At 54.1% G+C, this 17,439-nt stretch carries 22 protein-coding genes and 3 pseudogenes; 12 read left to right on the forward strand and 13 right to left on the reverse strand.

Translation table 11 applies throughout. From position 1 onward, the window contains the following. The 10 genes and pseudogenes from AC0V61_RS06935 to AC0V61_RS06980 form a co-directional block, all read right to left on the reverse strand. A complete protein-coding gene (locus AC0V61_RS06935; RefSeq protein ID WP_486156533.1) occupies positions 1–693 on the reverse strand; it encodes a cell wall hydrolase in 693 nt (230 codons plus the stop codon). Positions 694–910: 217 nt separating this feature from the next. Further along, the gene (locus tag AC0V61_RS06940; protein ID WP_486156534.1) at positions 911–1,246 is read right to left on the reverse strand and encodes a DUF1491 family protein; all 336 of its coding nucleotides are present in this window, start codon (positions 1,244–1,246) and stop codon (positions 911–913) included. A gap of 8 nt (positions 1,247–1,254) precedes the next feature. Further along, positions 1,255–1,710, reverse strand: coding sequence for a PaaI family thioesterase (locus tag AC0V61_RS06945; protein WP_486156535.1), 456 nt, complete (start codon positions 1,708–1,710; stop codon positions 1,255–1,257). After that, positions 1,700–2,164: a PTS sugar transporter subunit IIA gene (locus AC0V61_RS06950; protein ID WP_486156536.1), complete on the reverse strand. Its 465-nt coding sequence runs from the start codon at positions 2,162–2,164 to the stop codon at positions 1,700–1,702. The genes AC0V61_RS06945 and AC0V61_RS06950 overlap by 11 nt, the downstream gene beginning before the upstream one ends. Before the next feature lie 162 nt (positions 2,165–2,326). Further along, a complete protein-coding gene (hpf, locus tag AC0V61_RS06955; protein ID WP_486156537.1) occupies positions 2,327–2,890 on the reverse strand; it encodes a ribosome hibernation-promoting factor, HPF/YfiA family in 564 nt (187 codons plus the stop codon). Positions 2,891–2,937: 47 nt separating this feature from the next. Then, positions 2,938–3,639, reverse strand: coding sequence for a DNA polymerase III subunit epsilon (dnaQ, locus tag AC0V61_RS06960; protein ID WP_486156538.1), 702 nt, complete (start codon positions 3,637–3,639; stop codon positions 2,938–2,940). 39 nt (positions 3,640–3,678) lie between these two features. Then, positions 3,679–4,275, reverse strand: coding sequence for a dephospho-CoA kinase (coaE, locus tag AC0V61_RS06965; protein ID WP_486156539.1), 597 nt, complete (start codon positions 4,273–4,275; stop codon positions 3,679–3,681). Next, positions 4,202–5,125 carry a shikimate dehydrogenase family protein gene (locus tag AC0V61_RS06970; protein ID WP_486156540.1) on the reverse strand — a complete coding sequence of 308 codons (924 nt, stop codon included), beginning with the start codon at positions 5,123–5,125 and terminating at the stop codon, positions 4,202–4,204. Before AC0V61_RS06970 ends, coaE begins: the two co-directional genes overlap by 74 nt. Then, on the reverse strand, positions 5,122–5,712 hold the full coding sequence (locus AC0V61_RS06975; protein WP_486156541.1) for a Maf family protein: 591 nt from the start codon (positions 5,710–5,712) through the stop codon (positions 5,122–5,124). The genes AC0V61_RS06970 and AC0V61_RS06975 overlap by 4 nt, the downstream gene beginning before the upstream one ends. Continuing rightward, positions 5,709–6,553, reverse strand: a pseudogene (locus AC0V61_RS06980) (pyruvate, water dikinase regulatory protein). The gene AC0V61_RS06975 and the pseudogene AC0V61_RS06980 overlap by 4 nt, the downstream one beginning before the upstream one ends. Positions 6,554–6,885: 332 nt before the next feature. On the opposite strand from AC0V61_RS06980, the gene hemE reads away from it, so the two are divergent. From hemE to AC0V61_RS07010, 6 genes are all read left to right on the forward strand, one after another. Next, the gene (gene hemE / locus AC0V61_RS06985; RefSeq protein WP_486156542.1) at positions 6,886–7,902 is read left to right on the forward strand and encodes a uroporphyrinogen decarboxylase; all 1,017 of its coding nucleotides are present in this window, start codon (positions 6,886–6,888) and stop codon (positions 7,900–7,902) included. A 21-nt stretch (positions 7,903–7,923) separates the two neighbouring features. Continuing rightward, positions 7,924–8,376: a CopD family protein gene (locus AC0V61_RS06990; protein ID WP_486156543.1), complete on the forward strand. Its 453-nt coding sequence runs from the start codon at positions 7,924–7,926 to the stop codon at positions 8,374–8,376. A 238-nt stretch (positions 8,377–8,614) separates the two neighbouring features. Then, entirely contained in the window at positions 8,615–9,880 is a 1,266-nt protein-coding gene (gene rho, locus AC0V61_RS06995; RefSeq protein ID WP_486156544.1) for a transcription termination factor Rho, read from the forward strand. A gap of 42 nt (positions 9,881–9,922) precedes the next feature. After that, entirely contained in the window at positions 9,923–10,102 is a 180-nt protein-coding gene (locus AC0V61_RS07000; RefSeq protein ID WP_486156545.1) for a BLUF domain-containing protein, read from the forward strand. Next, the gene (locus AC0V61_RS07005; RefSeq protein WP_486156546.1) at positions 10,102–10,314 is read left to right on the forward strand and encodes a BLUF domain-containing protein; all 213 of its coding nucleotides are present in this window, start codon (positions 10,102–10,104) and stop codon (positions 10,312–10,314) included. The genes AC0V61_RS07000 and AC0V61_RS07005 overlap by 1 nt, the downstream gene beginning before the upstream one ends. Before the next feature lie 42 nt (positions 10,315–10,356). Beyond that, positions 10,357–10,788 (forward strand): hypothetical protein, encoded by a 432-nt coding sequence (locus AC0V61_RS07010; RefSeq protein WP_486156547.1) that lies wholly within the window; start codon positions 10,357–10,359, stop codon positions 10,786–10,788. Here AC0V61_RS07010 and AC0V61_RS07015 read toward each other — a convergent pair. Next, positions 10,772–11,179, reverse strand: coding sequence for a nuclear transport factor 2 family protein (locus tag AC0V61_RS07015; RefSeq protein WP_486156548.1), 408 nt, complete (start codon positions 11,177–11,179; stop codon positions 10,772–10,774). The genes AC0V61_RS07010 and AC0V61_RS07015 overlap by 17 nt on opposite strands. 102 nt (positions 11,180–11,281) lie before the next feature. Between AC0V61_RS07015 and AC0V61_RS07020 the strand changes: the two genes are divergently transcribed. From AC0V61_RS07020 to mnmG, 3 genes and pseudogenes are all read left to right on the forward strand, one after another. Continuing rightward, positions 11,282–11,542 (forward strand): DUF6489 family protein, encoded by a 261-nt coding sequence (locus AC0V61_RS07020; RefSeq protein ID WP_486156549.1) that lies wholly within the window; start codon positions 11,282–11,284, stop codon positions 11,540–11,542. A 24-nt stretch (positions 11,543–11,566) separates the two neighbouring features. Then, a pseudogene (gene mnmE / locus AC0V61_RS07025) lies at positions 11,567–12,849 on the forward strand (tRNA uridine-5-carboxymethylaminomethyl(34) synthesis GTPase MnmE). 78 nt (positions 12,850–12,927) lie between these two features. Then, complete coding sequence (gene mnmG, locus AC0V61_RS07030) at positions 12,928–14,787, forward strand: tRNA uridine-5-carboxymethylaminomethyl(34) synthesis enzyme MnmG (protein ID WP_486159477.1); 1,860 nt, start codon at positions 12,928–12,930, stop codon at positions 14,785–14,787. Here the strand turns inward: mnmG and AC0V61_RS07035 are convergent. Continuing rightward, positions 14,772–14,957, reverse strand: a complete 186-nt coding sequence (locus tag AC0V61_RS07035; protein WP_486159616.1) for a hypothetical protein — start codon at positions 14,955–14,957, stop codon at positions 14,772–14,774. The two genes, mnmG and AC0V61_RS07035, sit on opposite strands and share 16 nt — an antisense overlap. Between AC0V61_RS07035 and rsmG the strand changes: the two genes are divergently transcribed. Beyond that, the gene (rsmG, locus tag AC0V61_RS07040; protein WP_486159479.1) at positions 14,889–15,425 is read left to right on the forward strand and encodes a 16S rRNA (guanine(527)-N(7))-methyltransferase RsmG; all 537 of its coding nucleotides are present in this window, start codon (positions 14,889–14,891) and stop codon (positions 15,423–15,425) included. The two genes, AC0V61_RS07035 and rsmG, sit on opposite strands and share 69 nt — an antisense overlap. Here rsmG and AC0V61_RS07045 read toward each other — a convergent pair. Continuing rightward, positions 15,371–15,535 (reverse strand): hypothetical protein, encoded by a 165-nt coding sequence (locus AC0V61_RS07045; protein ID WP_486159618.1) that lies wholly within the window; start codon positions 15,533–15,535, stop codon positions 15,371–15,373. The genes rsmG and AC0V61_RS07045 overlap by 55 nt on opposite strands. On the opposite strand from AC0V61_RS07045, the gene AC0V61_RS07050 reads away from it, so the two are divergent. Together AC0V61_RS07050 and AC0V61_RS07055 are read left to right on the forward strand one after the other, a co-directional pair. Beyond that, positions 15,477–16,256: a ParA family protein gene (locus AC0V61_RS07050; RefSeq protein ID WP_486156550.1), complete on the forward strand. Its 780-nt coding sequence runs from the start codon at positions 15,477–15,479 to the stop codon at positions 16,254–16,256. The genes AC0V61_RS07045 and AC0V61_RS07050 overlap by 59 nt on opposite strands. After that, a pseudogene (locus AC0V61_RS07055) lies at positions 16,253–17,249 on the forward strand (ParB/RepB/Spo0J family partition protein). The gene AC0V61_RS07050 and the pseudogene AC0V61_RS07055 overlap by 4 nt, the downstream one beginning before the upstream one ends. Positions 17,250–17,439: the final 190 nt, after the last annotated feature.

Here is a 17,439-nt window from a genome sequence, read left to right on the forward strand (position 1 = left end):
TCAGCGATAGAAAACGTGGGTGTCGATGCGAGCGACGGGTGTTTTACGCCGGCTCCATTTTGGCCGAACATAGTTCGCATGAAAGTAGACAGCGTCACTTGCGTCTGACTTCCAAAGATTTTCATGGGCAATACGGGCGACCGCTTTCGCACGGCGCCAGGTTGCCTTTGATGTATTGATCGCAGGCATTTTACCGCCGCGTACAAACGAGAACTGGGCGCGCTGATAGACAACACCGCAATAACTCGCCGGCCAACGCGCATCCTGCGCGCGGTTGATCACAACCTCTGCGACTGCAAGCTGGCCATAAAGTGGCTCACCGCGCGCCTCGAAGTAAACAGCGCCTGCAAGGCAACGAAGCTGCTCACCCAGAGCAGCCTCTTGGTCAATATTCGACACAAGCTCACGCAAAGACGAAGCCTCGGCGACCTGCATCTCAGCGGGCTCAGGGAGAGGCTGAACCACTTCGTTTGAAACGAATGCGATGTCGGGTGAAGACGGCTCAAGAGGCATGATCTCCACAGCAGGTTCTTCGCTTTGTGAGGCTTGATCTGACTCGGCGCTGTCCTGAATGCCATTATCTTGAGCAATCAGGTCCTGTGCAAAGGCGGCAGCGCCATCGGCGCTGGAGAAACTCAATCCGGCAACTGCTGCAATTGCAGCTGCACTATATGAATAAGTCTTACGACTCATCGAAATCTACTTTTTGTGCGGTGAGCGAGCTCCGACGCAGGCATGAACCTTGAAGAGTGCGATTGTGTCGCGGGGTTTAGGGGTGGTTCAAAAAGCCTACCGGCTGCCCCCCGTCTGCGTGCCAGAAATCGAACCGTATTGTCCAATCCATGGCCTCCGCGTCTGGAAGCGAGGCCCAAATAGGCGTTCTTACGTTTGCGTCAAGTTAACGAGTGGCTCACTTGGGCAAAAGCGCGATGAACCGTTCCGGATCATCGATATCCACCTCCAACACCCATATATCAGGGTCCTGAGAGCGACGACGCAAGATATAATCATCAAATTTACGCGGTTTTTCAGTGTCTTGAGTTTTTGAAAGAACGAAAGGACGTGTTCCGTCCAGTTGCGGCATTCTTTCGTAAAGCTGTGTATCTTTCCCGCGAAACATAGTTACGATGAGGATCGTTCCGGCGTCGCGCTCACCTTTATGAAGGACCATGGCAAAGCCTCCGTTTGATTCGGCGAGGCGAATCAAACTGGAAGTTTCAACGTGTGCGGGGAGCCTTTCGCTCATCGCCAGGGCTAGCCTGAGTAACCCGGCAGGCTCGAAAGCGGGATGCGAGAGCGCATAAATGTGCCGGTGCCCCTGCCAATTTCTTCACCCTCGCTATCAACCAGCCGCGATTCAGCGACCATCACGCGCCTCTTGCCGCTCACCCATTTGCCTTCTGCAACCACTTCGCCTTCCTTCACGGGTTTTGTGAAGTGCAGGTTGAAACTGGTGGTCAATAAGAAGGTGTCAGTGGCAAGAGTGTTGGCTGCGTAGAAGGCGGCATCGTCCAACATTTTGAAATAGATCGTACCATGGGCAGCGCCCGCTGCGTGGTAGACATCTTGAGTGATATCAAATGTCAGCCGCGAGAGGCCTTCGCCGATAATTGCAAGTTTAGATTGGAACAGCGCGTTTACCGGCGCCGAGGCATAAAGCCTTTCAAGCGCGCGATAGTGCCCTTGCGCTCCGATTTGCTCAGGCGGCATCACGGCTTAAGAATTGATTGGTCAAAAGCGCATAGATCGCCTCTGCATCGGGCGCCTCTGTAAGCGCGTTGAGCATAGCCTCATCCCTCATCAGCCGTGAGATCGCTGCAAGGGCATGCAGATGCGTTGCGCCGGCATTCTCTGGTGAAACAAGTCCGAAGGCGATCCCGACAGGAACGGCATCCGCAGCTTTGAAGTCCACCGGTTGTTCGAGCTTAAGAACAGCCAAAGTGGGACGAACAACACCTGGCAAGCGGCAATGCGGGATTGCTGCACCCCGGCCAAAACCGGTGCTGCCCAGCGCTTCTCGCTGCTCGAGACCTTCGAGTACGTCACTGGCATCAACGCCGTAAACGGAGGCAAAAAGATCAGATAGCTGGCTTAAAACGTGTTGGCTCGAAGACGCGCGACCGATCGCGACCGCCTCGGGTAATACTGCAATGTTAACGTCCATGATAATCCCGAAATTTGAATCCCTCTCCCAAAGGAATGTCAGCGCAGGCCACTATCGAAAGAAAATGCCATAAATATGGCGCGGGGGTTTTTCTTTCATTTGAGGCTCGGATACGTCCCGGTTCAAAGCGCGGTTCCCTACCGCCTCCGGGTTTCCATCATCCTAATTTGGCTCAACCCATCCGATCGAACCATCAGGGCGCGCGTAGACCATATTATGGCGGCCAGTTCCAGCATTTTTGAAAAATAATGCCGTCGTGTTGCGAAGATCGAGCATCATGACGGCATCGGCAACACTGCATTCCGGAACATCAACGCTTGTTTCAGCGATAATCGGCGGAGCGTCGGCGACAACCTCCTCTTCTGGCTCTGGCGACGCAAAAATCGTGTAAGCTGCCTCTTCTTGTGCCCTTGCGTGCATCGCTTGTTCGTGATGATCTTTGAGCCGACGCTTGTATCGACGCAGCTGCTTTTCAATCTTCGTTGATGCCTCATCCAGCGCCTGATGCGCATCATGCGCCTGCCCTTGCGCCTTGAGGATCAGGCCCTGCATCACATGCATCACGATATCACAGGTGAATGAGCCCGCAGGACCCTTGCCAAGGGTGACATGCGATGAGAGGGCACGGTCAAAATGCTTCTCGACAATCGCGCCAAGCCGTTCAGACGCGTGTTCCTGAAGCGCGGCTCCAGTTTCGACCTGATGGCCGGAAATACGCATGTCCATTTTGCTAATTCTCCCTTTGAAGCGGGCTTAGGGTCATGAGAGAAATTCTATTTCACCCAGAGAGCCTCTTTGATCCCGCCGATGAATTCCTTGTGGGTCGCAAGTTCGGCGGCGCTAGCGCAATGGGGGCGCGGCTCCCTGCGTGTTTTTTGGGGCAGCGAAGGTTTGGTTTCCTGAGAATGGGTTGGCCTGGCGCTCGCTTTTCCAATTCCCTCATCGGTAAGTTCAAGACCAATCTGGCGCCCGCCTTTAAGCTCGACATAAACCTGTGCGAGCAATTCTGCATCGAGAAGCGCGCCGTGTTTAACCCTGTGACTGCGATCCACGCCGTAACGGGTGCACAGCGCATCGAGAGAGAGTTTTGCCCCGGGATGTTTCTTGCGGGCAATAGCAACCGTATCGATCATGCGATCCATCGAGATCGGCTCACGGCCAATGCGTTCGAGTTCTGCATTCAAAAACCCGAAATCGAACCCTGCATTGTGCGCGACCAAGGGGGCATCACCCAGAAACGCAAGAAGGTCATCGACTGTCTCTGCAAACAGCGGCTTTCCCGAAAGAAAGTCGGCAGAAAGACCGTGCACAGCCTCCGCTGCAGCGGGCATATCACGCTCTGGGTTGTAGTAAGCATGATAAGAATTGCCCGTTTCCACCCGGTCAATCATTTCAACACAGCCGATCTCGACCATCCGATCGCCTGTCTTAGGGTCTAAGCCGGTGGTCTCTGTATCGAATATCACTTCACGCATGGTCGGAGTATCAACCCATGTGCAGCCAAGCGCAAGAGGCTAAGCGGTGGCTCTTAGCGTCTCGATAAGTTCGCGAACTTTTTCTTCTGTTTCCTCAAGGGTTAGGCCTGTATCGATGACAAAATCGGCTTGCTTGCGCTTCTGAGCATCAGGGGTTTGAAGGCCAAGAATGTGCTCGAATTTCTCAGTTGTCATGCCCGGACGGGACAGCACGCGTGCGCGCTGAATGTTGGCCGGGGCAGAAACAACCACAATGTGATCCACCATCGCATGGCCGCCACCTTCGAAAAGCAATGGAATGTCGAACACAATCAAAGGCTGATCGGCGTTGTCTTCGAGAAACTTCGCGCGCTTGAGGCCCACCGCAGGGTGCACAATGCCCTCAAGCCGGGCGAGTTTTTCCTTGTCGGCAAAAACGAGCTTGCCAAGTTTATCGCGATCAACGCCGTCTCGACCGGTCGATCCAGGGAATGCTTCTTCGATAATTGGGACAAGTTCTGCGCCCGGACCCTGCATAGCGCGCACCTCGGCATCGGCGTCAAAAACGGGAATTCCGGCGCGTTCAAACATTTGTGCGACGGTTGATTTGCCCATGCCGATTGAACCGGTAAGGCCAATCACTTTTGCGCGTGTCATGAGATGAGAAGCTCCACCAATTCGTCATCAAATTCGCGGGGAGGGGGGCACCAAAAAAGCGTTCAAAGGCGCTCGCAGCTTGTCCGATTAACATGGCAAACCCGCCAATCGTATCGTGTCCTGCAGCACCGGCATTCTGGAGAAAAGCTGTGTCGATAGGGCTTGTCACAATGTCATAGGCAATAGCGCCAGGGGGCGCGTGGCTCCAATCAAAAGCAAGAGAAGGGTTGCCCTTCATGCCAAGCGGTGAGGCGTTGACGACCAGATCAAGACATCCTTCGCGGTCATCGAAAGCAAAATCAGTTGGCTGCGCAAAGTGATCGAGATGGATCGCATGATGCTCACCTTTGGGCGCAAGTTCTTCGAGCAAAGAGCGGGCCTTCTGCGGATTTCGGCCTGCGACCACCAGTGTAAAGCCATGGTTTGCAAGACCTGCGATGATAGCGCGGGCAGCACCGCCTGTTCCAAGAATGCGTGCCATCCGGAACAGGTGTTGCTGAGCCAATACGTCTTTGAGAGGTTCAAGAAACCCTTCAACATCAGTATTATAACCTTTGAGTGTGCCGTCATCTTGGCGAACGACGGTGTTTACTGCAGCCAATTTTTGAGCGAGCGGATCGAGTGTGTCGAGGAATGGAATGATGGCCTGCTTATGAGGCATGGTGACATTGCAACCGGCCCAACGGTCAATGCGTTTTGACTGTTCCAGATAATCAGACAGATTATCGCTCGTGACGTGCGCCTGCTCATAACTGCCCGCAAGGCCTGACTTTTCGAGCCAAAACCCGTGGATGACCGGCGACTTTGAATGGGCAATTGGATCGCCGATTACGTGAGCTAACCGGGTCATGACACGAGCACACCATGTTCACGCAGGGCCCCTAAAACCGGCAAAAGCGGCATGCCTAGAACGGTAAACTGGTCACCAGTAATGCGCTCGAATAACTGCACCCCCATAGCCTCGATACGAAAACAGCCCACGGTGTATCCAATTTCGGGCCATTCGGCTTCCAAATAATGCTCGATGAATTCGGGGGAAAGATCGCGCACTTTTAGCCGCGCACAATCCTGATGGCTCCATACACAGCCACCATCGCGAACCAGTGCAGCAGCGCTGTGTAATTCGATAGTTTTGCCAGAAAAATAGACCAAGTGCTCGCGAGCATTTTCTCGCGATGTCGGCTTATCAAAGCGCTTTCCATCAGCGACAACCAATGAATCGCTTCCTAAAACAAGCGAACCGGCGTGCAATCTGGCGATCTCGGCAGCTTTAGCAACGCTAAGTGCTTCGGCAATTTCACCGGGTTCGCTTCCACTTAAACTTGCCTCAATTGCACGCTCATCAACGTCGGCAGGCAACGCTTCGTAGATTACACCTGCTGCATCAAGCATGGTTCGGCGCGAGGCCGATTTGGAGGCGAGAATGAGTTTGGTCATATTGGTTTGCTGATTCCATCAACCTGACGATCTTTACGCTGCCTTTCTTGGGCGAGCCGTATAATCGCAGCGGCGCTTTCCTCGATAGACCGGCGCGTGACATCAATGACCGGCCAGCCATTGTCGGCAAACATACGCCGCGCGAATTGGATCTCGTCCTTCACCTTGTCATTATCGACATAAGAGGTCTCTGTGCCCTCGTTCAAAGATAAAAGCCGGTTGCGGCGGATCTGTATGAGGCGATCTGGTGCCGTGGTAAGCCCAACAACGAGCGGGCGGCGCAAGCCGAAAAGCGCTTTGGGGGAGGGCTTTCAGGCACCAGCGGTATATTCGCTGTCTTAAAGCCGCGGTTCGCCAAATATATGCTCGTTGGCGTCTTCGAGGTGCGCGACACTCCTGCAAGCACGATATCGGCTTCCTCCCAGTCAGCATGAGCAATGCCATCATCGTGAGCAATAGTGTATTGGATTGCATCCACGCGCTTGAAGTAGTCGTCATCCATGAGGTGCTGGCGACCGGGACGACCGTGGGCTTCTTGGCCAAGTTGCGCTTCGAGCGCTGCGGTTACTTGATCCAGGACCGGGACTGCCGGAAGGCCCAAATGTCGGCAATGATCCTCCAGCCGCGCCCGCGTTTCAGGATTGACGAGGGTGAAGAGCACAAGACCAGGGTTATCCGCCAAATCCGGTACAATTCGGTCAAGATGCTGACGCGAGCGAACCATAGGCCAAAAGTGGCGGCTCACATCTGGATCATCGAACTGAGCAAGCGCTGCCTTAGCGATCATTTCCAGTGTTTCGCCAGTGGAGTCAGAGACAAGATGCAGATTGAGGCGGTTCATTGATCGATTCGCGTAATGCTCTTTGATGCTTGTGGACAGACATGCGCATAAACCACGGGAGGAAAGCGTCGACAAGCATGGGAAGAAGTTTCCTACCCAATGCCAGCTTTTTCCTCTCAATTCTTCTCTACACGGGACAAGTGATGCCCACAGGCTGGGAACTTTGGGGATATCTTAGCCTTGACTCAGACCGCTTGCGGATTCGCATGGTGTAAATCTTGCTGGACCTTTACCTGCGTATAAGGGATATGACGGTAATTCCCGATATCCACAGGGCCAACAGACTCCATCAATCCTTTTATAATTATAATTTATTTGCTTAGAGGTACTCCATGCCTGGTCCATTGCTCGAAACCCTGAAGGGTAACCGTCAAGAAATCGCCCCTGTCTGGCTTATGCGTCAGGCCGGGCGTTATCTGCCTGAATATCGTGAGCTTCGCGCTGAAAAGGGGGGCTTTCTCGAGCTGGTCTATGATAGCGAAGCGGCAGCTGAAATAACGGTTCAGCCAATCAGGCGCTTTAGTTTCGATGGCGCGATCTTGTTCTCCGATATCCTTATTGTCCCGCACGCTATGGGACAGGGGTTAGAATTTTTGGCGGGCGAAGGGCCAAAGCTCTCTCCAACGCTTTTGGAGACAGAGCTTGAGAGTTTCACCTCAACTTTTGAACGCTTCGATCCGATTTATGAAACCGTCCGCCAGACTAGGGCGCAGATTTCTGATCAAGTGACGATGCTCGGCTTTGCAGGCTCCCCGTGGACAGTCGCGACCTACATGGTCGCAGGTGAGGGTTCGAAAGATCAGGGCAAGACCCGTCTTTTTGCCTATCAACATCCGGAAAAGTTTCAGGCGATCTGTGATGCAATCGCCTCTGTATCGATCACCTATCTTCGAGGGCAAATCGATGCTGGGGCCGAAGCGGTGCAACTGTTTGACAGCTGGGCAGGGACCCTTGCACCTGATGAGTTTGAGCGCTGGGTCATTGCTCCTAACGCCAAGATCACGGCAGCGATCAAAGAAAGTCACCCTGAGACGCCCGTGATCGGGTTTCCAAAAGGCGCAAACGAAAAGCTTCCTGCATATGCTCGCGAAACGGGTGTGGATGCAGTTGGCATCGACGAATCGCTCGATCCAAATTGGGCGCACGCACATTTGCCTGAAGGCATGCCAGTGCAAGGCAATCTCGATCCGCTTTTGGTTGAGGCAGGCGGTGATGCCTTACCAAAACGTGCGCAGTACATCCTCAAAGCGTTTGAAGATCGCCCGCACGTATTCAATCTGGGGCATGGGATTGGTCAGTTCACTCCAATTGAACATGTTGAGACCTTGTTAAAAGCGGTTCGGGGCTGACCAGGTAGGACTGATAGGGCAATGCAAGAGGTGCTTCTCACAATCTATCCGTGGCTCACCATTGGGCACGTGATATTTATGGTCTTCTGGCTCGCTGGCCTGTTCATGTTGCCGCGCCAGTGCATCTACATGCATGATGCCGCACCCGGTTCGCCGGAAGAAACCTTGTGGGCGCACCGTATGGGCCTTTTGCGCAAGATCATTTTGACGCCCAGCCTGATTATCGTTTGGGTGCTTGGTTTGACACAGGCCTACGCGATGGAGCTGTTCACGGCAGGGTGGTTGCATATCAAAATCACGCTGGTGTTACTCCTGTCGGGTTATCATGGGTGGCTTGTTGCACAGACTAAAAAGATGGCGCGCGGTGAACGTCCGCTAACTGAAAAGGCGCTGCGTCTAGCCGGTGAAATTCCAGGGATTTTGCTGATTTTGATTATCGTGGTGCTCTATCTTGGGCGGATTTACCTCGCCTGAAATCGCTCCATCGCTTCTTGGCGCGATTGGTGGATTGACCGCTAGGTTTTCAAACTCTATTTCGCTTACTTCTAAATCGATAGGCTATGCGCTCCGACGCGTTTGGCCAGTCTGCTTTCTCCAAGCCCCGCCTTTGTCTGTTCAGTCAGACAGGCACCTCTGCAACACAGAGGCACTGACAATCGGTTCCCCCTCGCGCCAGAATGACAGGCGCTGATTGAATGGAATATAATTTCACATGCATCTCAAAGATTTAAAAGAACGCACTCCGGCTGATCTTGTCGCGATGGCAGAGGAACTTGGTGTCGAGGGCGCGTCCACTATGCGCCGGCAAGACCTTATGTTCTCAATCCTTCGCGAGCTGGCGGAGGATGAGGAATATGAAGAGAAAATCATGGGCATCGGCACAATTGAAGTGCTGCAAGATGGCTTTGGTTTCTTGCGCTCGCCAGAAGCGAACTATCTTGCTGGACCCGACGATATCTATGTCTCGCCCAACCAGATCCGCAAATGGGGTCTTCGCACAGGCGATACAGTCGAGGGCGAGATCCGTGCACCCAAGGATGGTGAGCGCTATTTTGCGCTAACGAGTTTGAGCACTGTGAACTTCGAAGACCCTGACGCGGTTCGCATGCGGACCAACTTCGATAACCTTACCGCGCTCTATCCGACGGAAAAACTGAGTCTTGATACGCTTGATCCGACTGTCAAAGACAAATCGGCACGCGTCATCGACATCATCTCGCCGCAAGGTAAAGGCCAGCGTGCTCTTATCGTGGCCCCGCCGCGCACGGGTAAGACGGTTCTTCTCCAAAACATTGCGAAGGCCATCACCGACAATCACCCAGAGGTGTTTTTGCTGGTGCTTTTGGTCGATGAGCGTCCGGAGGAAGTCACCGATATGCAGCGCAGCGTGAAGGGTGAGGTGATCTCCTCAACCTTTGACGAACCTGCGACGCGCCACGTTCAAGTGGCTGAAATGGTTATTGAAAAAGCCAAACGCTTGGTCGAGCATAAGAACGATGTGGTCATCCTGCTCGATTCGATCACACGTCTTGGCCGTGCCTACAACACGGTTGTCCCATCCTCGGGTAAGGTTCTCACCGGCGGTGTGGACGCAAATGCGCTCCAACGACCCAAGCGGTTCTTTGGTGCGGCGCGCAATATTGAGGAGGGCGGCTCGCTCTCCATCATTGCAACCGCGCTGATCGACACCGGCAGCCGTATGGATGAGGTGATCTTTGAAGAGTTCAAAGGCACCGGCAACTCTGAAATCGTCCTTGATCGCAAGGTCTCTGACAAACGCATCTTCCCTGCGCTTGATGTGGGTAAATCAGGCACGCGCAAGGAAGAGCTCCTGGTTGAGAAGGATAAGCTTTCCAAGATGTGGGTCTTGCGCCGTATTCTCATGCAAATGGGCACGGTCGATGCAATGGAGTTCCTCCTTGATAAGATGAAGGATTCCAAGACAAATGAAGACTTCTTCGATACGATGAACCAATAACATGACCCTCAAAAGTCAGGTGGCCCAAGGAGGGGTCGAAGCTTGATTAGCCAGTATGTTTATATCAGCACCGCGCAGGGGCTTTCACGCGACGAGGTGGATAGGATCCTCACTACCTGTGCGCGCAATAATGACGCGCATAATGTGACCGGCCTTTTGCTTTATAACGGGCGCAACTTTCTTCAATTGCTCGAAGGGGAGGGGGCACGCTTGATCGCTTAATGGCGACAATCGAGTCTGATCCGCGTCATGCGGGCGTTGCCATATTGCACAAGGGTGATGTTCAAGAGCGGGTGTGTCCAGATTGGGCGATGAAACGCATCGCTATCGCTGAGGCGTTTGAGATGCGTCAACAGCGTTTGGAGGAGGAATTGCCGAGCGCGATCGATCCCGCTCTTCGCAAGATTGTCCTAAATTTCGCGATGTTGAATTAGGGGCCTTGTGATGCGGCTGAGGAGGCTCATGAGGGGCGTCGCTTGACCGATCTTGTGACAGTATCAATCGCTGTTTCACGTGCAGAAGCGGTGGTTGTTGCCTCTATGCTGCAGGGTTACGGCATCCCGGTGCACATCGGCGGTTATGCGCAAGGGACGACAGAGTATTGGTCGCATGCTCTTGGTGGGTACCGGCTTTGGATTTCCCAAGAAGATCACGAGGTCGCTTCTCAGATCATTCGTCAATCTGGCGCCTTGGAAGATATCACAGAACGCAAGGAGCCCACTAAAGCCCTCATCCGGTTTCTAGGGGCTTGGGCAGGATTAAAGGCGGCAATTGCAATCGCTGCCTCGATGGGAGCATTGACCCCTATGCCACCTCTTTATGTTGTAGGCTTCATCATATCAGAAAGCCTGACCGCACCGGTCAATCCACAAGGCAAGGCAGATTTCTTCCTCACAGACCCTTTTTGAGCTGGGCACCCATCATTTCCCAAACCTTGTTGACCGCCTGCAAGGGTCTTACCATAACCTTGAAATCGATGATTTTTCCATCCTGATCAAAAGTGATGATGTCCACTCCATTCACAAGGATACCATCCATCTCAGTCTTGAATTCAAGGATAGCAGTTTGGTCAGCCACAACTTCGCGCACATACTCAAAACTTCCATTGCCAAGAGTTTTGGCCGCTGCTGATAGATAAGCGGTTGTGATAGGACGCCCTTCTTGCGGCGTGTGGACCACTGGGGAGTGGAAAACGACGTTTTCATGAAGGATTTCGGTCAGGTCCTCGACCTTGCTGCCTGAAGAGCTCACCTTATGCCAATGCTCGACGCCGGCATGTGCGCTTGAAGTATTTCTCATGCTTCTCTTCCCTCACGCTGATTTGGGCAATACACAAACCTAGCGATTGTGGTGAGTGTGATGCAAACCTGAATTCACAAGAGTTGTGAGAGGAAGACGGCTATGAAGATAAATGTTGAGTTCGATTGCACACCGCAAGAAGCGCGCGAATTCCTAGGGCTGCCTGATGTGAGCGAGGCCAACAACCTCTATGTAGAGAATATCTCGAACGCGATGAAGGGTGTGCAAAACCCTGCGCAGCTCCAAGAATATGCCCAAGCGCTTGCACCGATGGGTCAGATGGGCCTCAAGATGTTCCAGAGCTTTGTGGAAGGCGGTATGCGAGCAGGCTCTTCTGGCAAGAAACCAAAGTCGCAAGATTAGGCCTTTTTTTGGGTTGGCTCGGTGATGCCTGGTTCAGATACCATATTTGCAGTTTCAAGCGGCTCCCCCCAGCAGCTATTGGGGTCATCAGGGTAACCGGCCCCAAAGCTGGTGATGCATTAACGGCGCTCGCAGGGCGGGCTGTGTCAGCCCGCAGAGCATCTCTTGCCCGGTTGCGCAAAGCTTGCGGCGAGCTCCTTGATGAAGCGCTGGTGCTTTGGTTTCCTGGACCTCAAACGGCGACCGGGGAAGATCTTGCCGAGTTTCATTGTCATGGCGGGCGCGCTGTTCTTGCCGCCGTTTGCAATGAGCTTGGCGTTATGGACGGTGTGCGCCCGGCTGAAGAGGGTGAATTTACTCGGCGCAGTTTTGCGAACGGCAGAATTGATTTGTCGCAGGCAGAGGGCTTGGCAGACCTTCTGGAAGCAGAAACAGAATTGCAGCGGTCGGCCGCAATTCGGAACGTAAGCGGCAAGCTTTCAGGCCTAGTCGAAGGCTGGCGCGACGATGTGCTTCGTCTTTCGGCAAAAGTGGAAGCGGCATTGGATTTCTCGGATGAGGATGACGTGGGTGAATTGCCACCGGGTCTGTCATCTGAACTTGGCACTCTCGCTGACACTTTGGCCGAATGGCTGGACCGCCCGCGGTCAGAGCGCCTTAAAGATGGCTTTAGGGTGGTTCTTGCGGGACCACCAAACGCGGGCAAATCGACCTTATTCAACGCGCTTGTTGAGAGTGAGGCCGCAATCACGTCCCCAATTGCAGGAACTACGCGCGACGTTATTGAGCGCAGCGTGGCAATTTTGGGCGTCCCGTTTGTCTTCGTTGATACGGCGGGGCTTCGCAAGGAGGGTGCTGAAGAAATAGAAGCGATTGGTATCGATCGTGCACATCAGCAGCTGGAGCGTGCAGACTGCGTGCTTTGGCTCGGAGGCGAGGGGGAAGGGCCCGATGGTGCTCTTGAAATCGCTGCACGAGAGGATGCGCCAGACTTTGTGCCAAAGCCGGGAGCAGCTCATACGCTATCTGCCGAAACCGGCGATGGTGTAAGTGAGCTTAAGAACGCGCTGGTGGCTCTGGCAAAAGAGGCGCTACCCAAGGCTGGGGAAGCGGTTTTAAATACGCGGCAGCACGACAGGGTGAGTGAAGCCCATACTGCTTTGGTATCGGCAATTGCGCTTGATGACCTCCTTTTGATCGGGGAAGAGCTACGACGGTCTCGGCTTGCTTTCGACAGGCTGATCGGACGTGCGACCACGGAAGATATGCTCGACGCTCTGTTCGGACGGTTTTGTATTGGTAAATAGTTGGCAGTGTTAAAGCCGTTTGAGTGTTTCACGTGAAACAGCTTTGACGAGGCGAGGGTGACCCCCTATCTGGCAGCGATGCAAACTTTCGACGTCTTGGTTATTGGTGGCGGTCATGCCGGTGTGGAAGCTGCGTGCGCATCTGCGCGCATGGGAGCAAACACGGCGCTCGTAAGCTTTGATCTTGAAGCTGTGGGTGCGATGAGTTGCAACCCTGCTATCGGCGGTCTTGGCAAAGGTCACCTGGTTTGTGAGGTCGATGCTCTCGATGGCGTGATCGGACGAGCAGCAGATGCTGGGGCGATCCATTATCGGATGCTTAATCGCTCAAAAGGAAGCGCGGTCTGGGGCCCAAGGGTTCAAGCTGATCGCAAATTGTTCAAAGCCGAAGTGCAGAGCATAGTCCGGGCTCAAGAGAACCTGACCCTTGTAGAAGGTGAGGCCGCAGCGTTAGAGTTGTCCGGCGGAAGAGTGAGCGGTCTGGAATTAGCAGATGGGACAAAGCTTTCGTGTGCGCATGTAATCTTGTGCACGGGCACATTCCTGGGTGGCATCCTCTTTCGCGGTGAAGAGCGATTTGAAGGTGGGCGCATAGGAGAAAATGCGGCCACGCGCTTAGCACAGCAGCTCAGGGCCGCAGATTTGCCGATGGCTCGCTTGAAAACCGGCACGCCTCCGCGTCTTGATGGTCGTACGATTGACTGGTCGCAGCTTGCCGAACAACACTCGGATGATGATGCGTGGACCATGTCCGCACTCACAAAGACTCGGCGCAATGCTCAAGTGTTTTGTGCAATCACACGCACCACCCCAGAGGCGCACGACATCATCCGAAAGAATCTAGACCGGTCGCCGCTCTTTTCAGGGGCAATCGGGGCTGCGGGCCCGCGCTATTGCCCCTCGATCGAGGATAAGATCCATCGGTTTGGCGATAGGGATGGGCACCAGATTTTCTTGGAGCCTGAAGGTCTAGACACACATCTTATCTATCCAAACGGGATCAGCACATCGCTCCCTGTGGATGTTCAGCACGATATGCTTCGGGTGATGCCGGGTTTGGAACGAGTGGAAATGGTCGTTCCAGGCTATGCCGTCGAATACGACCACATCGATCCGCGCGCCTTGACGCCGGACCTTCAACTGCGGGCAATTCCAGGCTTGTATTGCGCCGGGCAGATCAACGGCACAACCGGATATGAGGAGGCCGCGGCCCAGGGCTTGGTTGCAGGGCTCGAGGCGGCTGCGTCGGTTCTAGGAAAGTCTTCTCCAACGCTCGATAGAGCCAATTCCTACATCGCCGTTATGATTGATGACCTCACCTTGCAGGGTGTGAGCGAACCTTATCGGATGCTGACGTCGAGGGCGGAATATCGTCTCCGGTTGCGGGCAAACAACGCGTCCACGCGCTTAACACAGCTTGGCATCGACGCTGGTTGTATAGGCCAAGAGCGCAAGGCGTGGTTTGAGGAACGCAGCGTTTCACGTGAAACAGTGGGCGCGTTGTTCGCCAGGAAAGTGCATTCAAGAGAGCTTGACGATGCAGGGCTCAAGGTACGCCGAGATATCGGCGAAAAGAGCATCGCTGAGTGGTTGCAACATGGCAGTGTGACACTTGCTAGCTTGGCCCCTTGGTTGGATGGTCTGCGCGATGAAGACAGGCTTGTGGCTGACGAAATGGCTGAGGATGCCGCTTATGCGCCCTATCTGGCACGGCAGGAATCTGAACTGAGGGATTTGAGGGCGAGTGAGCAATTGTCGCTGCCGTCAGACTTCCCGTATAATCAGGTCCCAGGTCTTTCGAACGAAATGATTGAGCGTCTGTCAAAGGCTTCCCCAGCGAGCCTCGCTGCTGCAGGGCGTGTGCCCGGAATTACACCGGCTGCTCTTTCTGCCTTGCTTGTTCATGCGCGCCGCCAGCAGGCTCAGGCAGCTGCGTGACCGATCGCGCCCATCTTACTAACGAGGAACAGGCCAAGGCGTATGTCGAAAGGCTTTGCGATCGGCAGGCGTTTGATCGCATCAATGCGTTCAATGCCTTGTTGCTCGAAGAGAACCAACACCAGAACCTTATCAGCAGGCCGAGTGAAGAGCACCTTTGGGTGCGCCATATCGCTGACAGCGCTCAGCTAGTTGAACTGGTTGATGACGCCGTCCTTAAACAACCCATTGCTGCTCCATGGTTGGACCTTGGTAGTGGGCCGGGTCTTCCTGGACTGATCATATCTATCTTGTGCCCAAATATGCCCGTTGCACTTGTGGAGTCGCGAGCGCGGCGAGTTGAGTTCCTCGAACGCTGTGTCTCTGAGCTTGGCCTGACCAAATGCCGGGTTTTTGGTCAACGATTGGAGCTGGTTGAACCATTCCCAGCACGTGTCATTTCAGCACGGGCTTTTGCACCATTGGAAAAACTCCTCCGCTTATCCGCACCCTTCTCCACAAAGCAGACGCGCTACCTCTTGCCCAAGGGGCGGTCAGCGGCGCACGAATTGGACAACGCCAAACCATCGATTCGGAGCATGTTTCACGTGAAACACTCATTGACCGATGAAGATGCAGGGATCATCGTGAGCAAATAGACCGCGCCGCCAGTTTCTGGCTGTTTGGAAAAAGCGAGAAAGGGAGTTTCGGTGCTGACAATTGCCATAGCAAACCAGAAGGGCGGGGTGGGGAAAACCACAACAGCCATCAATATGGCCACCGCAATGGCGGCGACGGGGTGGCGCACATTGCTCATCGATCTTGATCCTCAGGGTAACGCATCGACAGGTCTGGGGGTTGAGGCCGCGACTCGCGAACTTTCAAGCTACGATCTGCTTGTTGAAGGGCTCACCATCGCAGAGGCTGCAGTTGAGACAAGCATTCCCGGCCTCGATATCGTCCCGGCCACCGTCGATTTAAGCGGGGCAGAGGTGGAACTGGTTTCGGTTAACGAGCGGACCGAGCGTTTGCGCGCAGCGCTTCATAATCATGTTGATCACGATATCTGCTTTATTGATTGCCCGCCATCGCTTGGTCTTTTGACGTTGAATGCGCTTTGTGCCGCCGATTCAATCCTTGTCCCACTGCAATGTGAATTCTTCGCGCTCGAAGGTCTGAGCCAGCTGCTTCAGACCGTCGAACAGGTACAACAGCGCTTTAATCCTACGCTCAATATTATCGGTGTGGCGCTCACCATGTATGATCGTCGCAATCGCTTGACTGATCAGGTTTCAGACGACGTGCGCGATTGCCTCGGGGATTTGGTGTTTGAGACCGTCATTCCTCGCAATGTACGTCTATCAGAGGCTCCCAGCCACGGGCTTCCGGCTTTGGTTTATGATCATAGCTGCGTGGGTAGCCGTGCCTATATTGGGCTTGCACGTGAACTTATTGGGCGTTTTCCTCCTGAAAGGCAGGCTGCAGCATGAGCGACAAAACAACAGACCCCATTCGCTTTTCCGTGCCGCAAAGGGCTCCTGGCGATCGAAAGAAGAAGCTGGGGAAGGGCCTTGGCGCTTTGCTTGGCGAAACCAAGCGAGAAGAGCCACTCGTTTCCAAGAAAACGTCTGATAATCATAATCTTACGCCTGAGCTGCACAAGGAATCGGTGGCGACTTCTGCTTCGTCTCTTAAATCTCTCCCGATTGCTACGATTGATCCCTTGCCCGGAAACCCGCGTAAGCATTTCGACGAGGCGGCCTTGGAAGAGCTCGCCGCCTCGATTGCTGCTCGCGGAGTTATTCAACCCATCATTGTTCGCCCTGCTGCGAAAGGACGCTATCAGCTTGTAGCTGGTGAGCGGCGCTGGCGGGCGGCTCAAAAGGCGCGACTTCACGAGATGCCCGCGCTTGTTCGCGATCTCAGTGAGCGTGAGGTGATGGCGCTTGCCCTTATCGAGAATCTTCAACGCGAGGATCTCAACCCCGTCGAAGAGGCGAGGGCGTATCAGCGTCTCTCTGATCAGGAAGGCATGACACAGGCCGAGATCGCCCGCATGGTTGAAAAGTCACGTAGCCATGTGGCCAATATTCAGCGTCTGCTGGGTCTTCCTGAGAAGGTCCTTGATCTGGTCGAGGGGGAAGCTCTCCATGGGCCACGCGAGAGCGCTTATCGGTCAGGAGGATGCCGCAGCGCTCGCCAAGAAGGCGGTAAACGATAATCTCTCGGTTCGAGAAATCGAAAAGCTTGTGCGCAAAGTTGCAAAAGCTGTGAAGGGTGAGGCACCGAGCGATAAGCCTGTAGCTGCACCAAGTGAGAACGCTGATATTGTCGCTGTTGAACGCCACCTTGAGGAGTTCCTGGGCTTGAAGGTGAAGATTCAAGCGGATGCCGATCCGAAATCCGGGGCCATCACGATCAAATATGGGTCACTTGATCAGCTTGATTTGGTCTGTCAGCGGCTAACGGGCGGCGATTTTTAAGAAGAAACATTGCGGGTGAGAATGCCGAAAAACCCACGTTTTCAGCCGCCTGCGCGGTCGCAAGCGTAATTCCTACCGCGCTGTTAACCACAACTAAAAACGAAAGCGGAACCTGCGTAGTTCTACCTATCAACGTCGAACGGGGGCGAAACCCGTTCGGTTAGGATGACTGGGTGCAGTGATTCGCGAC

It is taken from the genome of Erythrobacter sp. JB1-4 (genome assembly GCF_057365025.1).

Coding starts and splice junctions, on each gene's coding strand:
- AC0V61_RS06935 (WP_486156533.1), bottom strand. CDS start 693: ATGAGTCGTAAGACTTATTCATATAGTGCAGCTGCAATTGCAGCAGTT.
- AC0V61_RS06940 (WP_486156534.1), bottom strand. CDS start 1,246: ATGAGCGAAAGGCTCCCCGCACACGTTGAAACTTCCAGTTTGATTCGC.
- AC0V61_RS06945 (WP_486156535.1), bottom strand. CDS start 1,710: ATGCCGCCTGAGCAAATCGGAGCGCAAGGGCACTATCGCGCGCTTGAA.
- AC0V61_RS06950 (WP_486156536.1), bottom strand. CDS start 2,164: ATGGACGTTAACATTGCAGTATTACCCGAGGCGGTCGCGATCGGTCGC.
- hpf (WP_486156537.1), bottom strand. CDS start 2,890: ATGGACATGCGTATTTCCGGCCATCAGGTCGAAACTGGAGCCGCGCTT.
- dnaQ (WP_486156538.1), bottom strand. CDS start 3,639: ATGCGTGAAGTGATATTCGATACAGAGACCACCGGCTTAGACCCTAAG.
- coaE (WP_486156539.1), bottom strand. CDS start 4,275: ATGACACGCGCAAAAGTGATTGGCCTTACCGGTTCAATCGGCATGGGC.
- AC0V61_RS06970 (WP_486156540.1), bottom strand. CDS start 5,125: ATGACCCGGTTAGCTCACGTAATCGGCGATCCAATTGCCCATTCAAAG.
- AC0V61_RS06975 (WP_486156541.1), bottom strand. CDS start 5,712: ATGACCAAACTCATTCTCGCCTCCAAATCGGCCTCGCGCCGAACCATG.
- hemE (WP_486156542.1), top strand. CDS start 6,886: ATGCCTGGTCCATTGCTCGAAACCCTGAAGGGTAACCGTCAAGAAATC.
- AC0V61_RS06990 (WP_486156543.1), top strand. CDS start 7,924: ATGCAAGAGGTGCTTCTCACAATCTATCCGTGGCTCACCATTGGGCAC.
- rho (WP_486156544.1), top strand. CDS start 8,615: ATGCATCTCAAAGATTTAAAAGAACGCACTCCGGCTGATCTTGTCGCG.
- AC0V61_RS07005 (WP_486156546.1), top strand. CDS start 10,102: ATGGCGACAATCGAGTCTGATCCGCGTCATGCGGGCGTTGCCATATTG.
- AC0V61_RS07015 (WP_486156548.1), bottom strand. CDS start 11,179: ATGAGAAATACTTCAAGCGCACATGCCGGCGTCGAGCATTGGCATAAG.
- AC0V61_RS07020 (WP_486156549.1), top strand. CDS start 11,282: ATGAAGATAAATGTTGAGTTCGATTGCACACCGCAAGAAGCGCGCGAA.
- mnmG (WP_486159477.1), top strand. CDS start 12,928: ATGCAAACTTTCGACGTCTTGGTTATTGGTGGCGGTCATGCCGGTGTG.
- AC0V61_RS07035 (WP_486159616.1), bottom strand. CDS start 14,957: ATGGCGCACCCAAAGGTGCTCTTCACTCGGCCTGCTGATAAGGTTCTG.
- AC0V61_RS07045 (WP_486159618.1), bottom strand. CDS start 15,535: ATGGCTGTTGTGGTTTTCCCCACCCCGCCCTTCTGGTTTGCTATGGCA.